14 protein-coding genes and 1 riboswitch are annotated in these 14539 nt (G+C 46.5%); of the genes, 10 read left to right on the top strand and 4 right to left on the bottom strand.

Translation table 11 applies throughout. The features are described 5' to 3' along the window. The first annotated feature begins 71 nt into the window (after positions 1-71). Positions 72-260, top strand: a riboswitch (Lysine riboswitch). Between the two features lie 158 nt (positions 261-418). From dapD to C3B52_RS17775, 5 genes are all read left to right on the top strand, one after another. After that, positions 419-1129 (top strand): 2,3,4,5-tetrahydropyridine-2,6-dicarboxylate N-acetyltransferase, encoded by a 711-nt coding sequence (gene dapD / locus C3B52_RS17795; protein WP_103107743.1) that lies wholly within the window; start codon positions 419-421, stop codon positions 1127-1129. A gap of 14 nt (positions 1130-1143) precedes the next feature. Next, positions 1144-2358, top strand: coding sequence for an aspartate aminotransferase family protein (locus C3B52_RS17790; RefSeq protein WP_103107742.1), 1215 nt, complete (start codon positions 1144-1146; stop codon positions 2356-2358). Between the two features lie 3 nt (positions 2359-2361). Beyond that, positions 2362-3495, top strand: coding sequence for an N-acetyldiaminopimelate deacetylase (locus C3B52_RS17785; RefSeq protein ID WP_103107741.1), 1134 nt, complete (start codon positions 2362-2364; stop codon positions 3493-3495). Positions 3496-3776: 281 nt separating this feature from the next. Next, positions 3777-4373 carry a hypothetical protein gene (locus C3B52_RS17780; protein ID WP_103107740.1) on the top strand — a complete coding sequence of 199 codons (597 nt, stop codon included), beginning with the start codon at positions 3777-3779 and terminating at the stop codon, positions 4371-4373. A gap of 112 nt (positions 4374-4485) precedes the next feature. After that, complete coding sequence (locus C3B52_RS17775; protein WP_103107739.1) at positions 4486-4848, top strand: DUF4912 domain-containing protein; 363 nt, start codon at positions 4486-4488, stop codon at positions 4846-4848. Between the two features lie 192 nt (positions 4849-5040). Here C3B52_RS17775 and C3B52_RS17770 read toward each other — a convergent pair whose 3' ends face one another. Together C3B52_RS17770 and C3B52_RS17765 are read right to left on the bottom strand one after the other, a co-directional pair. Beyond that, entirely contained in the window at positions 5041-5679 is a 639-nt protein-coding gene (locus C3B52_RS17770) for a glycoside hydrolase family 73 protein (protein WP_103107738.1), read from the bottom strand. A gap of 114 nt (positions 5680-5793) precedes the next feature. After that, complete coding sequence (locus tag C3B52_RS17765) at positions 5794-6222, bottom strand: DUF1885 family protein (protein WP_103107737.1); 429 nt, start codon at positions 6220-6222, stop codon at positions 5794-5796. 179 nt (positions 6223-6401) lie between these two features. On the opposite strand from C3B52_RS17765, the gene C3B52_RS17760 reads away from it, so the two are divergent. The 5 genes from C3B52_RS17760 (at position 6402) to C3B52_RS17740 (ending at position 10711) form a co-directional block, all read left to right on the top strand. Continuing rightward, complete coding sequence (locus C3B52_RS17760) at positions 6402-6926, top strand: MarR family winged helix-turn-helix transcriptional regulator (RefSeq protein ID WP_049738459.1); 525 nt, start codon at positions 6402-6404, stop codon at positions 6924-6926. A 107-nt stretch (positions 6927-7033) separates the two neighbouring features. Beyond that, positions 7034-7333 carry a DUF3055 domain-containing protein gene (locus C3B52_RS17755; protein ID WP_049738460.1) on the top strand — a complete coding sequence of 100 codons (300 nt, stop codon included), beginning with the start codon at positions 7034-7036 and terminating at the stop codon, positions 7331-7333. Between the two features lie 76 nt (positions 7334-7409). After that, positions 7410-8207: an alpha/beta hydrolase gene (locus C3B52_RS17750; protein WP_103107736.1), complete on the top strand. Its 798-nt coding sequence runs from the start codon at positions 7410-7412 to the stop codon at positions 8205-8207. 139 nt (positions 8208-8346) lie between these two features. Then, the gene (locus tag C3B52_RS17745) at positions 8347-8472 is read left to right on the top strand and encodes a GapA-binding peptide SR1P (protein ID WP_103107735.1); all 126 of its coding nucleotides are present in this window, start codon (positions 8347-8349) and stop codon (positions 8470-8472) included. A gap of 112 nt (positions 8473-8584) precedes the next feature. After that, positions 8585-10711 (top strand): outer membrane protein assembly factor BamB family protein, encoded by a 2127-nt coding sequence (locus C3B52_RS17740; RefSeq protein WP_103107734.1) that lies wholly within the window; start codon positions 8585-8587, stop codon positions 10709-10711. A gap of 72 nt (positions 10712-10783) precedes the next feature. Here the strand turns inward: C3B52_RS17740 and C3B52_RS17735 are convergent, their stop codons facing one another. Both C3B52_RS17735 and C3B52_RS17730 read right to left on the bottom strand, forming a co-directional pair. Further along, complete coding sequence (locus C3B52_RS17735; protein ID WP_103107733.1) at positions 10784-12751, bottom strand: dihydroorotate dehydrogenase; 1968 nt, start codon at positions 12749-12751, stop codon at positions 10784-10786. Positions 12752-12905: 154 nt separating this feature from the next. Further along, on the bottom strand, positions 12906-14378 hold the full coding sequence (locus tag C3B52_RS17730) for an aminotransferase class I/II-fold pyridoxal phosphate-dependent enzyme (RefSeq protein ID WP_103107732.1): 1473 nt from the start codon (positions 14376-14378) through the stop codon (positions 12906-12908). Positions 14379-14539: the final 161 nt, after the last annotated feature.

Raw genomic sequence — 14539 nt, 5'->3', positions numbered from 1 at the left:
AATTCATTTTTGATAAAGCTGTTGCCACAACGCATTGATTTTGGTAGAGTTAAATGAAATTATTATATGGAAGTCTAAATAGAGGTGCGCCGAGGATGAGTACATCTTTTCGTGATCTGCCAGGGGGCAGGAAAAGGAGGAAAGGCTAAAGCGCCGAAGCTGCTGCTATTCCCCTGAATAGCGATGGTTGGGGTGGATCGTGAAGAATGATCATCCTGTCATGAAAGGTGGTAAGCCTTTTGTGGAGCGCTATTTACGATTTGCTTGCGGAGTATCCAAAGCAATGAGGTAGCGTATGCACTCATTGCTTTTTTTAGTGAATCAGAAGGTGTAAACTTCAGGTATATACTTCCTGATTCAGCTAGATTACCATTCCGCTAAAACTTACAAGCTTTTCAATTAAAAGGAGGACTCACCTGTGAACATGATGGATGCAAACGAAATTATCGCGTTTATTCAAAAAAGCGAAAAGAAAACACCTGTGAAAGTATATGTGAAGGGCAATCTGGAGGGAATCGACTTCGGAGCTAGTGCAAAGGCATTCATCACGGGGGGCACAGGTGTCGTATTTGGCGAATGGAAAGAAATCGAGCCTGTACTGACTGAGAACAAAGACAAGATCGAGGACTATGTAGTTGAAAGCGATCGTCGCAATTCAGCAATCCCATTGCTCGATACCAAAGGAATTCAAGCGCGTATTGAACCAGGTGCGATCATTCGTGACCAAGTAACGATTGGCAACAACGCTGTCATCATGATGGGTGCTTCTATCAACATCGGTGCTGTTATTGGTGAGGGCACGATGATTGATATGAACGTAGTTGTAGGTGGTCGTGGAACGATCGGGAAAAACTGCCACATCGGTGCAGGCTCTGTTATTGCGGGTGTAATTGAACCGCCTTCTGCTACGCCAGTAGTCATCGAAGACGATGTTGTGATTGGTGCCAACGCAGTGGTGCTTGAGGGTGTGCGCGTAGGGAAAGGCGCTGTTGTTGCAGCTGGTGCGGTGGTCATTGAAGACGTACCACCATACGTAGTAGTAGCAGGTACTCCAGCTCGTGTCATCAAGCAAATCGATGAAAAGACTCGCTCCAAAACAGAAATCAAACAGGAACTACGTCAGCTCTAAGGGAGTGTGTGGTCATGGATTGGCGTTCGCTTGATGAACAATACATCGTCTCCACGTACAAACGTCTTCCGATAGCAATCGCCAAAGGGGAAGGCAATTATTTGTACGATACCAACGGCAAAAAATATTTGGATTTGTTCACTGGACTCGCAGTGAATGTGCTCGGTCACTCTCATCCACGTATTTTGCGCGCGCTTCATGAGCAAGGAGAGCAGTTTTTGCATATATCCAATGTCTTTCTCAACCAGCCTGCGATTCGTCTGGCGCAGCGTCTGGTGGAGCATACGATCCCGGGTAAAGTATTTTTCACCAACTCCGGTGCGGAGGCGACAGAAGCTGCCATTAAACTGATCCATAAGTGGACAAAGACGGAGGGTGCTGGACGTGAGGGGATTGTGGTCCTTAAGAATAGCTTCCACGGACGGACCCTCGGCGCTGTTCGACTGACCAGGCAAGCTCACGTCTATCAGGATTTCCCGCAGCCTGCTTTTTCTGTTTATGAGCTGGATGCAGAGGATGCGGCTGGTCTGCGCGAACTTTGCCAAAAGGTAAAACCTGCTGCTGTCCTGATGGAGCCTGTCCTTGGTTCTGGCGGAGTAGTTCCCCTGTCGGAGACATTCCTCCAAGAGGTATCAGCGATCTGCCAGAAAGAGGGCATGCTGTTTGCGATGGACGAAATTCAGACAGGTATGGGGCGAACAGGGAAGCTTTTTGCTTATCAGCACGCTGCTGTCACTCCCGATCTGATACTGTTTGCCAAAGGTGTCGGTGGAGGCTTGCCGCTTGGTGGGGTGATTGCCGGTACAAAGCTTATGAACCAGTTCAAGCCGGGTGACCATGGTACAACCTTTGCTCCTTCGCCACTATCGGCTGCTTTGGGGAATGCTGTCATGGACGAGCTTCTTGATCCCGCTTTTGCAAAAGGTGTGGATGAGGTGATCGCATACCTCTGGAATCAGCTGGAAGCACTACGCGAGCGTCTAGGTGATCAGCTTCAGGCACTTCGTGGGAAAGGCATGATGGTCGGTATTCCTCTCACTGTCTCTCCTGAAGAAGCGAGTCAATTGCAGCAGCAATTGCTAGAGGAGGGTATTCTCGTCGATGTGACGCAGAAGACTATTGTTCGCCTGCTGCCGCCACTGACTTTGACAAAAGAGGATGTAGATCGGTTTATGGAAGTTTTTGCTCGTTTGCTGACAGCTCTCTCAAGTATGAGGGAGGGAGCGTAAATAATGGCAACTTCCACGTTTGCGCAGATCCGTCGTGATTTGCATCAAATACCTGAGCCAGGCTTTCAAGAAGTAAAAACACAAAAGTATTTGCTTGATTATCTGGAGAAGCTCCCCCAAGAGCGGCTCCAGATCAAGCTGTGGCGTACAGGGATTCTCGTCAAAATCGCAGGTACTGCTCCAAAACGGACGATCGCTTGGCGTACAGACATGGACGGTCTGCCGATCGTAGAGGAGACATCGTATCCATTTCGATCGCTGCATGAGGGCTATATGCATGCATGTGGACATGATATGCACATGGCGATCGCCCTTGGTCTTTTGACGCACTTTGTGCAAAACGCGCTAGCAGATGACCTGTTGTTCCTCTTCCAGCCTGCTGAAGAAGGTCCAGGTGGAGCTTTGCCGATGATGGAGAGCGAGGAATTTGCAAGCTGGCGTCCTGATTGCATTTTTGCTCTGCATATTGCTCCCGAATATCCAGTAGGACACATTGCTACGAAGCCTGGGATTTTATTTGCGAACACATCGGAACTATTTATTGATTTGGTCGGCAAAGGCGGTCATGCAGCATTTCCGCACAAGGCGAACGATATGGTGATTGCCGGAAGTCATTTGGTGACACAGCTACAATCCGTGATTGCACGCAATATTGATCCGCTGGACTCGGCTGTCATTACTGTCGGCAAGATCGAGGGTGGAACGAAGCAAAATATTATCGCCGAAAAAGCACGGCTGGAAGGCACGATTCGGACCTTTTCCATGGAGTCCATGGCGCTTGTCAAAAGCAGAATCGAATCGCTTGTAAAAGGTGTGGAGGCGGGCTTCGAATGCTCAGCTGCGATCGATTATGGCTGTGGCTATTGTCAGGTGTATAACGATGAGCAGCTGACAACAGAATTTATGGATTGGGTACGCAGTGAATGCGAGGATGTGACCCTTGTTCATTGCAAGGAAGCAATGACAGGAGAAGATTTTGGTTACTTTTTGACGGAAATCCCCGGGTTTTTATTTTGGCTAGGTGTCAATACACCTTATGGCTTGCATCATGCAAAGATTGAACCGAGTGAGGAAGCGATCGAAGTGGCAATCGATACTGTTTCCCGGTACTTCACATGGTTTTCCAAGCAGTCATAGGTCATAAATGGGATCAGAGCGGCTTATATAAGCCGTTCTTTTTTTTACGCTTTTTGTCATGATCATTCCTTTTTATAGGGTCAAGGGTAGGAAGTAGTTATTAACAACCTCTGTGAATAAGTCGTTTGTCCTAGGTTGAGTTTACCTGTGGATAGTGTGGATATTGTTGAAAAAACTTGTGATTTGACCACAACTATTTGCTTGTGTAGACGTATAAAATAGTGGGAAGAAATTTCGGACAGAACAAGCGCTGCTGCGCAAACATACAGGAGGATTAAGACATGAAAAAAGCATGGTTGTCGGCCTTGTTGGCGTTGACTGTTGCAGGTGTGGGGACTGCCACTGCCTTAGGGGAAGGTGCGATGCACATTTTTCTCAGCGGTGAACAGGTAGGTAGCAATATGCCTGCTTCCAACGCTGAATCGGTAGAAGATATCGTGAATAAAATGGGTGGATTTGCCCTATACGATCAGCAAACAGGGAAAATGGAAATCGTGAAGCCAACCGTTAACCTGTTGATCGTCGAAGGCATTCAGCAGACACGAAACAAAAATGTTGTATTCAGCAATCCGGTAAAAGGATATAGCGATAAAAACATCCCGCGTACCTTTAACGTTTTTGTCGAGGTGGATGATGCACCGGTTGCCAAAGATCTGAGAATGCAGCTTGTATTGATCGCGCCAGATGGAAAAGAAGTGGATAAAGGGAAAGAGTGGAAATACTCTACTCAAAATGCAAACAGCTTTTATTTCTCAGAGCCTTTTGTTTCCACGAAGCTAGATAGCTATGGCACTTATAAAATTCAAGTCCAAATGAAATCCGATAAATTCAAGTCGTACGTGGTTGTGGGAGAAAATTCATTTACAGTTGGGCGATAAAATTATAGCTTGGATGCGTTTCCACACCACCTGTTCCCATGGTATAATAGACGGAAAAGCCAATATAATTTGGTGACAGCAAGTACATGAAAGAAAGGAACGATGGGAGCGAATGGATACAAATCCCCCGCGGTCATCCACAGACGTAGAAGGCCCGAGTATATGCATTGCTTGGAAAGATGAGCAATCCATCCAAGCAGAGTGGAAAATGACGAAGGAGTTCGAGCAGGAGGTTGAAAAGAAATTTGCGATCCCTTTTGCCGAGCTGCCATTTGTCTTACGCCTTTTCGATGTGACTGACCGCAGAGAGATCCGAGATGACGGCACTGACCTTTACACTGATTTTGATATCAACCACCGTTCTTCCGAGTGGATTTTGTACGGAGTGACGCAAGGATTGGAATATTGCGTAGATCTGGGCATTCGGATGGTGGATGGAAGGTTCTACTCGCTATCGAGATCTCAAATGATTTGATCAACGTGCTCATGGTAACGGGCTTCTATTGGTTTTTATAGAAGCTGCTCTTCTTTGACCGTAGATGTAACTGTCTAGGTGTTCTGAAGGTTTAGCAAGATTCGTCTACACGTAAGTATCCTTACTTGAAAAAAGAAAGACTCTCCAATGGAGGGTCTTTCTCTGTTTTTACGTACGTATACGCGGTCGCTTTTACGGCGCCTGACGCTGTTTATCCAATAATCGTAAGGCTACAGCAAGTACGGCCCAAACTGGCATGGGTTCATCCAGCTTGCTTAGCCATTCGGGAGACGTTAATAATCCCTCCTTCAGTGCTCTTTTTCCCAGGTCCAGCTTCCATTGCGGATAAGCAGAAGGCTCCTCAGGGGTAAACTGGTCATACTGTGCCAGATTGTACGTGTCGATGATACGGGTCAGCTTGGCCGCATAATCAGGATCGGTGGCGTAGCCTGCTTTGGAAAGGGCTTGTGCGGCTTCATAAGGTGTGGAGGCGGTAAGAACCTTTTTGTAAGCAGGCTTTAGTAAAAACTGAGAGTGATCATCGATGGATTGCTGGTAGTTGTAATACGCCTTGAATTCAGACGTGCGAGGCACGATTTGACCGTTCTCGACTTCATTACTTACGATCTTCACAGAGCCAGCAGTTCCTGTCCCTTTAATTCCAAACAAATTATAAGAAGATCGTCCTGTGACAGCATCAACGGGTACTTTTTTACCCCAGCCAGATTCGAGAATGGCTTGTGCGATCGTAACGGAAGGAAACAAGTGGTAGGTGAGGTACGACTGTCTGGCTGAGCCGGCGACCAAATCAATAAAAGCCTGTTGTTCCATGAACTCCCCACTTTCCTTGTAATTACTTCTTTAGTATTACTATGAGAACAGCGGCAAAGAGGGTAATACACGAAAAAACAGCCGATGCATGTCGGCTGCTTTGGACGAGCGTATTTATGGTTTGCGTGGTTGAAAGTACTGAATGCGATTATTAAACAGATGGAGCTCGGCTTTGAAGTCGCGAGCCAGGTAACGACAATATTCATTTGCCTTGTTTTTATCACCGTGAGTCGCCGATTCAGGTAAAGATATTTGCACATAATGCTTTTCCTTCCCGTCCTCTTCGGTAGATCCGACTCCTACAATGATCGATTTGTACATATTTGGATCTTTTCCTTTTAACAGAAACCAGGAGTCTTTTCCTTCAGGGCGGTCCTCCACTGTATAAGGAAAAGCGGCATCTGCATAAGTCCAGCCAAGCTGCTGACCTGTTTTGGAGGTCATCTCCACATATCGCGTAAACTTGGCTTTCACGTCGTCAATGCTTGCATGAGTGGCTGTAGAGCCCTCTACGAAATAGATGTAGGCCGATTGCAGTTTCACAATTGCACCCTCCCAGTACCGAAAAATATCTGCGTTTAGTGTAGCATTGCTTCCACTCTTTGGCAATGCCGGTAATTTGCCACTAAAAGTAATTGCGTGTCTTTTCTGAAAAGTGTAAAATATAACTACTATTTATATAGTCGAGGAATGAAGATCAAGGATCATGGAGGAGTATACCCATGCAGGAGGCCTCAATTAGACACGTATTCGAAGCATTGAACACGATGCGCGCCATTGATGTTGTGAACAAAGAAGACTGGGAGAAAGCAGCGAAGGAAGCTGAGTTGGATTCCTCTGTTCAGCTAAATATTCTCTGGATCATCTATTGCTATGAAGGTGTACGCGTGACTCAAATTGCGGACTGGACCTTTTGGCACCCCTCATCTATCGTCATTCATATTAAAAAATTGATGGAGAAAGGGATGGTGACAATCGAAAAATCGGAGTTGGATGGACGTGTTGTACATGTGTATCCAACTCAAAAAGGTAAGGAAGTTCTTGAGGCAAGCCGTCGGAGTGTTCCGGATATTTTTCGTTTGACGTATGCCTTGGAGAAAATGGAGGAACGCTACAGTACAGCAGTAGTTGAATTGTTCTTTGAATGTCTCTCGTTTGTTGCTCAATCGTTGCACGGAGCAGAAAAAGTGAGATGGATTCAAGAAGGCGAGGACCGAGTGCTAAACCCCAGACATTTGATAAGTTAAAATGTGTAGGGTAGCAAAAACATGGGTTTTCGCGTATACTTATTAATACTCCGAATATTTACTCAAATAGTATTCGGAGTCTAATTCAAGACGAGGAGGGATTGCTGATGGAGCATTACGACCACTTATATGACGTTTCGGAGAACGCAAATGTACGTTTTCTCGGATTTGTATCGGAGGGCACTCGCCACGACTTTGGAATTGTATTTACGCACAAGTTTTATGGAAAGCCGTTGGTGATCTGTATGCAGACAGGGCAATCAACCCTTCTCAGTTCAGAGGACGCCATTAATCCTGGATATCTGAAAAAGATATTCCGACTGAACTCAGAAAGTGAAGCGGAGGCCCTCGCTAGCTTCTTCCAAGAGCATTTACCGAGCTTGTCATTAGAAGAGAATCAGTATTAAACAGCGAGCAGAAGATTTCTTCTGCTCGTTTTTCAGTACGTGGATATGAGTTTTACGCGTAAGAGGAGAGATTAGCATGTTTAAACATAAATGGCCTGCCCAAAATCATAGAGGCTCGGTTGTACTTATCCATGGAACTGGAGAACATCACGGGAGATATGAGCATGTGGCAAAATATCTTACTCAACAGGGATGGACGGTTTATTCGGGAGATTTGCCTGGGTGGGGGCGAGCCACAGGAGCCAGAGGTCATATTGATTCTTTTTCACAGTACATAGAAACCGTCCGCATCTGGACAGAAGAAGCGCTAGAAGAAGCAAAAGGTGTGCATCCGGTGTTTATAATGGGACACAGTCTGGGAGGGCTGATCGCTGCGAGGTTTGTCCAGGTTTTTGAACGCCGACCGGAGCTGGCGGGGCTGATTTTAACTTCGCCATGTATGCAGCTTAGGCTCGTTGTGCCAGAGTGGAAAGCGCAGGTGGCACGGTGGTTAGATCGCGTGTGGCCGACCTTAGCCATTCCGAATGGTATTACTCCAGAGATGGTTTCGCGAGATCGCACGGTTCAAGCGGCCTATAAAAGTGACCCGCTCAATTATCCTAAGGTGAGTGTCAGATGGTTTCAGGAGCTAGAGCGAGCGATGGCACATGCTTGGGAAGAGAGAGGGAGGCTGGACATTCCGGTTCTGATCTTGCAGGCGGGAGACGATACGATTATCGACGCTGATGCTGTGGAGCGCTTCGCGATTGAAATGGGGAGCCATGTCACGTTCCAGCGTTTTCCGGGCTTGCGCCATGAGATTTTGAATGAGCCGGAACGCGATCAAGTCTTGCACCAGATAGGAGCTTGGATGGGTGAAAAGGACCTAATGTGACATACTAATCGATAAACAATGAGTAAAATTACCGTATTGACTCCCAATAGTGTGTCATATTAATATGTATATAACATCACATTGCAGAGAATATGACCATCACACACTGCTTAGGCGAGTGGATGCGGAGGGAACATAAATGGGAACTATCGTATGCCAATCTTGTGGGACGATTATCGAACATTTTGAATGTAATCAGGTGAAAACGCTTTATGCTGTTTGCAGCTGTGAGTGTCGCCCCCATGAAAAACAGGAAAAAGAATAGGTTGCAAAGATATCAGGCCCAGCTTTTGGGCCTGTTTTTTTTGACAACCTTTTCTTCATCGTAGATAATAGAGCTGTATGTTTAAAATTGTTGCAAAAGGAGGAATTGTTTCATGAAGCGAAAACCGATCCAGGGTTGGTTGGCCTCGGCAGTTTTGGTCACCTCTCTGTGGGGCGGGACTCCGGCATTTGCAGAGAGTATTGGTGAAGAAGTAAAGCTTAACCAAAGCCAACCTGAAATCTCTCAAGCTGGTTTCGACATTGCAGAGGATTATGCAGTATGGATCAATGATGGCGAAAATACGGTTACCCTATACGACCTGGGAAAAAATACGGAGACCAAGATTGGAAACAAAAACTCTACAAAGACAAGCCCGAGAGTTGATGGAGATTATGTGGTATGGATCGATGAAGATTCAGCAGTAACTCTTTACGATATCTCCAAGGGAAAAGAGACGAGCATCAGCAATACTTCGGGTACCATTTTGGATGTAGAGATTGACGATAATCATGTCGTCTGGTCGAACAAATCGGGCAAGGGTACAGACATTTACCTGTACGATATTGATTCCGGTGAAGAAGAAAAAGTAACGACAAGTGGGAAAGCCATTCGCCCTACAGTTAGTGAAAACTACATTGCATGGGAAGACAGTCGGGATGGGAATGCCGACATCTACTACTATGACATCGATACACAAGAAGAAACAGCAGCAGTGACCCTACGTGGAAACCAGTTGCGCCCAAGCGTATATTCCGATACGATTCTGTATGAAAATGAGGCAGGCGAAAGCACCCAGATTTATGAATACGACATTACAACAGGCAAAAACAAGAAGATAACGGATGGGTCTGCTGACAAAAGTTACGTACATATTTATAAAGACAAGTATGTATATGTAGAAGATGGCGATTTGAGAAGCGCAGAGCTTGGCAAATCTTCAGCAAGACAGATTGATTCTTTTATTTTCAAAGGAAATCCACCGCGTACATATGGCAACTACGTCCTGTATGCAAAGAGAAATAGCGACAAAGTATTGCAGCTAAACCTCTACGATATCAAAGAAAAAGAGTCCGTATCATTGGGTTCGGTAGTGGGCGAGCCGTCACAGCCTGATGGAAGCGATCGCTATGTTGTCTACTTATCCGAATCTAGACGAGATGACGCTGTCGTTTTGTATGATACAAAAAACAAGACAAGCCAGATCATTAGTAAAACAAACGCTAGTCCAAACCACCCTGTAGTGAGCAATCGCTATGTAGTTTGGTACGATTACAGCAAAAAAGCGCTCATTTCCTATGACATCCAACGCGGCAAAGAAACGCAGATTACGGATACAGATGAGAAACAAGAGCCAAGTGATGAAATTTATAAAATTGATGGCAGCCGGTTGTTGTGGATGAATGAGGGACGTCGTCCGGAGCTTGTGATCACAGACCTTAAAACTGGCACACATGAAAGTGTCGCTACGGTAAAAGGCGAGCCACTGAGCATCGATATTTACGGAGACTATGCTGCCTGGGTTATTGAGCAAAGCTCTAGAAAAGCAACAGTCACTTTGTACGACATCAACAGAGGAAGAGGAACAGATATTGTCAAAAACGTGCAAGTAGAAGATGCAGCACTCGGTGACAACTTTGTTGTCTGGAGTGAATATAAAAACAATTCCTGGGATTTGTTCTCTTACAATATCAGTCGTGAAAGAACTACTGAGCTGCTGCGCTATACAGACCGTGACCAAATGAATCCACAGGCCTCCAGAAACATGGTGTTCTTCAAAGATAATCGTCTATCGCCAAATGCCAAAGATTTTTATTATGAATTATTCGATGCGGAAGATGGATCGTTCGTAGATCTTTCCTGGAGCAGTAAAGCAGAGGTAACTGAACCTCGCATCGGTGGAAACCGCATTGTTTGGATCGATACCAGAGATAAAGCACCAGCTGTCTATACAATGGCGATTAGTTCGCCACAAGATGATGACGATGATAACGGTGGACCAGGTCCTGAGCCAGAACCAGGTGATTACAAACAATACGTGTTGGTAGACCTGATGGCAGATGGAACATACAAAGAGAAAATGAAAAGCACTACACCTGACAAATTTGTATTCGTGTTCTTCGCAAATACAAAAGATCAGGTTAAGCTTTCCGTCGAAGATGCAATCGATGACCTAGACCGATTCATTGATCTACTCACCAGCGATGACCTCGAGGATATCTTGATTCGCATTTACGAATAAGCAAAACCAGGCAGTAGGACTCTTTTGCATCCTAACTGCCTGGTTTTTTTATAAATGATGTAACTCGCCTACCTAGCCATTACTCTTTTCGACCAGATATGGCCGCGCCAGCATCAAGCCAATCCAAAACAGCAGAGCTGCGACATAAGCAGGAAACAGATGCAGAAAATCTACATATCCAACAGCAAAATGAATACCGATCCCGGACACAAACCCAGGAATCCCGGCGAGCAGCAATGTCCACCATACCCAGCTCGCTCCTCGTCGAAAGCCCCAGAGGCTAATCAGGAGGACAGCAATGCCAACAGAAACGAGTGCACCGCCAAATCCCGCCCGATCATGAGCGATGAACGGAATTAAGCGATCATTATAGGCTTGCAACGCTTCAGCAGAAGCACAGAGGAAGACCAGATCTGACGGGACAAACACGCCTGTCACGCCAATTATCGATATGATGATGCCTGCACCAGTTAACCCGCATCCAATAATGACAAAAAGGAGCTGACCCCATAAGGCATTTTTCCAGTCGCGATTATTGGTCAGATCGATGGGCAGAGGGAGCAGTTGAATGTTTGCGGGCTCACGTATCGCCATCAGAAACAGTGGAAACAGCAAAAGGGCCAAAATAGCATGCAAGTAGTCAAAATAGCCATAGCCAACAAACAAAAAGAAGCTGGCAAATCCGACTGCTCCAGAAATGAGTAAAACAGTACGCGCCCAATGCAGACCATGTTTCAAGCCGTGACGTGACAGCTGGAAGTAAATCACGCCGATTGAAAGCATAGTGCCAGCAAGGCTGATCCGATCGTGAGACATAAATGAAAGGAGCTGGGCGTTTACCAGTTTTAATTCCGTGGCGCGTGCCCCTAAAAATCGTTCGTCATAAGGCAGCATCACGCTGGTTGCAGCAATCCACCAGGCCAGCCCGCCACCAATCAGCATGCCGATTCCAAGTAAAATCCCCCAAACCCAGGCAGGGAAAAGCAAGCGCTTTGTGCGAGTGGGAGGGGCACTAGACATACAATCAGGAGTTGTCTGAGCGCAGCTTGATTGCCAAATCGCCTCGTTAATTCGTTTCGGTAAGCCGGGACCTGAATAAACCAATCCGCTATGTAATTGAACAACATCTGCTCCTGCGTCTAAAAAGGCAAGGGCATCTGCAGGCTGTTGTATACCTCCTGACCCTACAATCGTGGCATCCGGCCAATTGGACCGTATTATACTGCACGTTTGTAGGGCGCGCTCAAAAGAAGGTGCACCTGTCAGGCGAGTAGTATCTTGATGCAGGCTTTCGATCTGATGTTTGACGCCACCAGCTATGACGAGACCGTCCAAGCCAGCTGTACGTGCTATGGTAAGTAGTCCTAACGCTTCTTGTTCAGGCAAGTCAGGTGGAATAACAAGCAGAAGCGGATGAACGGTCACTTTTCTCATAATGACAAGATGCTGGAGCCAGTCGTCCAGGTCCTCGTGAGGCGGACTATCGTGTGAAAACGTATCGAGTGTAAAAAAAGAGCAGTAAGGCTCCAATTGCTGAATCAATTCAGTTCGTTCGGCTGTAGCATCCTGGAGATTTCCACCTCGGGAAAAGCCAAGTCTGGCTCCGATAGGAACATCGAGCTGCCGCATATTCTGTAAACGTTCCACGTAGTTGTCCATTCCGGGATTGGCCATTGTTTCGGAATAATAAATCGCTTGCCTGTCTGGAGCTCTCCATACGACTTCAGAATCTGAGCAGGGCTGGAGGGTGACAGGGCCTATTTCGATGTATCCAAAGCCAAAGCGGGAGAGTGCCTCTGTTGCTTTCAAATCTGTATCCAAGCCGGCCCCCAGTCCTATAGGGCTAGATATCGAAAGTGTAGCAAGCGGACGAGACAACGAAGCAGGAGGCTTCATATGACCCATGATCTCGATGATGAGCGAACCTCCAGGAATTTTGCCTAGCATGCCGATGGCTGACAATGTCAGGCTGCGTGCCTGTTTGGCAGGCAAGAGAAAGAGAAGTGGTCGAAATAACGTTTGGTACGACCAATCTGGCATAACGTTAGCACCCTTCCTATTATTTCCTAAATTCCATCTTATATGAAACGTCTATCGAGGTCTATGCATGGAAGTACGACCTCGTTTTAGCAGAAAGCAAGAAAGCTGCTGTCTCGTGAAAAGAGGCAGCAGCTTTCTTTTGCTTCCTATTGAATTAACCTGAAATAGCGGTTTGTCTTTTTACTACTTTAATCGTTTTTAATGTCTCATCCTCAGGACCTTGGACTGGCAGGCCGACTCGAATATTTTCGAGAATGTAGGCTATGTTTTCTTCTGTAATGACTTCACCAGGCAAAAAGATCGGGATTCCTGGAGGGTAGACCATGATAAATTCCGTAATGACTCGACCTGCTGCTTCCACGAGAGGAATCGTTTCTGTTTCCGAATAAAAAGCATTACGTGGTGTCGTGGAGAGCATCGGGATGTTTGGCAGTGAAATGGTTGGTTTGTCTTCTGCTTGTGCGTGGGCAAATTCAACGGACAGCTCACGCAGCGCATTGACCAAGGTTCTGATGGACTCTTCAGTGTCGCCCGCGGTGATGAAGCAGAGGATATTATAAAGGTCGCTCATTTCCACTTCGATATTGTACTTATCGCGAAGCCAATTTTCGACTTCCCAACCGGTAATGCCAAGATCGCGGACGTGAATCAAAAGCTTGGTCGGGTCCATCGCAAATGTAGCGGGTGTTCCCAAAATTTCTTTGCCAACGCAATGAATGCGCGGAATCTCATTGATCATGTCCCGTGCCTTGTTCGCCAGCTGCATGGCTTGCTGCGCGAGCAGATGTCCGTTCAGCGCCAAATGCTGGCGTGCCATATCCAATGATGCCAGGAAGATGTAGGAGGTCGAGGTCGTCGTCAGCATGCTCATCACAGTCTTTACACGATCGACATCTACTAATCCTTCACGTACATTCAAGATCGAGGTTTGCGTCAGGGAGCCGCCAAGCTTGTGTACGCTGGTTGCTGCCATGTCTGCACCTGCTTGCATCGCGGAGATAGGCAACTCTTCATGAAAATGAATGTGAACACCGTGAGCTTCATCCACCAAAACGGGAATCTCATAGTTATGTGCTGTACGCACAATCTCACGCAGGTCGCCTGCGATCCCGAAGTAGGTCGGATTGATCACTAAGAGAGCAGCGGCATCAGGATGGGCTTCTAGTGCTTTTTGCACGGCTTTCACTGTAATCCCATGAGAGATGCCTAGGCGCTCGTCCATTGCTGGATGGATAAAAATAGGAACAGCACCTGCAAAAATAATTGCGGACATGATAGATTTATGCACGTTGCGAGGCACGATAATTTTGTCGCCAGGGCTGCAGGTTGCCATAATCATTGCCATGATGGCACCGCTCGTCCCTTGCACTGAAAAAAATGTATGGTCAGCGCCGAATGCCTCGGCGGCTAAAACTTGGGCTTCCTTGATCATCGCCTTCGGGTGATGCAGGTCATCCAGTGGGGCAATGTTTATGAGGTCTATCGACAGAGCGTTCTCCCCGATAAACTCGCGAAATGCCGGATGCATGCCCATACCCTTCTTATGGCCCGGAATGTGAAATTGAATCGGGTTCCGGTTGGCGTGCTCCAACAACCCGCTGAACAAAGGAGTTTTCATTTGTCTCACTTACGATCGCCTCGCTTTACTAATCCAGAATAAATAGGGAAAAAACAAACAAATTGAGTATAGCAAAATAGGGGGGGAAAGCAAGCGAATTTTTATTCAATATCGCTGCATTCAGCAGGAGTTTGGGAACACGGACGAGAAGCTTTACAAAAATGAGGTGA

Origin of the sequence: Brevibacillus reuszeri (assembly GCF_002897295.1) — a bacterium.
GTDB classification, from domain to species: Bacteria; Bacillota; Bacilli; order Brevibacillales; family Brevibacillaceae; genus Brevibacillus; species Brevibacillus reuszeri_A.
Note: the sequence above shows the minus strand (reverse complement) of the source record. Positions and strands in the feature narration are given on the sequence as shown.

Excerpts from the sequence above, each read along its gene's own strand:
- C3B52_RS17790 (WP_103107742.1), top strand. The coding sequence starts at position 1,144 with ATGGATTGGCGTTCGCTTGATGAACAATACATCGTCTCCACGTACAAA.
- C3B52_RS17785 (WP_103107741.1), top strand. The coding sequence starts at position 2,362 with ATGGCAACTTCCACGTTTGCGCAGATCCGTCGTGATTTGCATCAAATA.
- C3B52_RS17780 (WP_103107740.1), top strand. The coding sequence starts at position 3,777 with ATGAAAAAAGCATGGTTGTCGGCCTTGTTGGCGTTGACTGTTGCAGGT.
- C3B52_RS17775 (WP_103107739.1), top strand. The coding sequence starts at position 4,486 with ATGGATACAAATCCCCCGCGGTCATCCACAGACGTAGAAGGCCCGAGT.
- C3B52_RS17770 (WP_103107738.1), bottom strand. The coding sequence starts at position 5,679 with ATGGAACAACAGGCTTTTATTGATTTGGTCGCCGGCTCAGCCAGACAG.
- C3B52_RS17760 (WP_049738459.1), top strand. The coding sequence starts at position 6,402 with ATGCAGGAGGCCTCAATTAGACACGTATTCGAAGCATTGAACACGATG.
- C3B52_RS17755 (WP_049738460.1), top strand. The coding sequence starts at position 7,034 with ATGGAGCATTACGACCACTTATATGACGTTTCGGAGAACGCAAATGTA.
- C3B52_RS17750 (WP_103107736.1), top strand. The coding sequence starts at position 7,410 with ATGTTTAAACATAAATGGCCTGCCCAAAATCATAGAGGCTCGGTTGTA.
- C3B52_RS17745 (WP_103107735.1), top strand. The coding sequence starts at position 8,347 with ATGGGAACTATCGTATGCCAATCTTGTGGGACGATTATCGAACATTTT.
- C3B52_RS17740 (WP_103107734.1), top strand. The coding sequence starts at position 8,585 with ATGAAGCGAAAACCGATCCAGGGTTGGTTGGCCTCGGCAGTTTTGGTC.
- C3B52_RS17735 (WP_103107733.1), bottom strand. The coding sequence starts at position 12,751 with ATGCCAGATTGGTCGTACCAAACGTTATTTCGACCACTTCTCTTTCTC.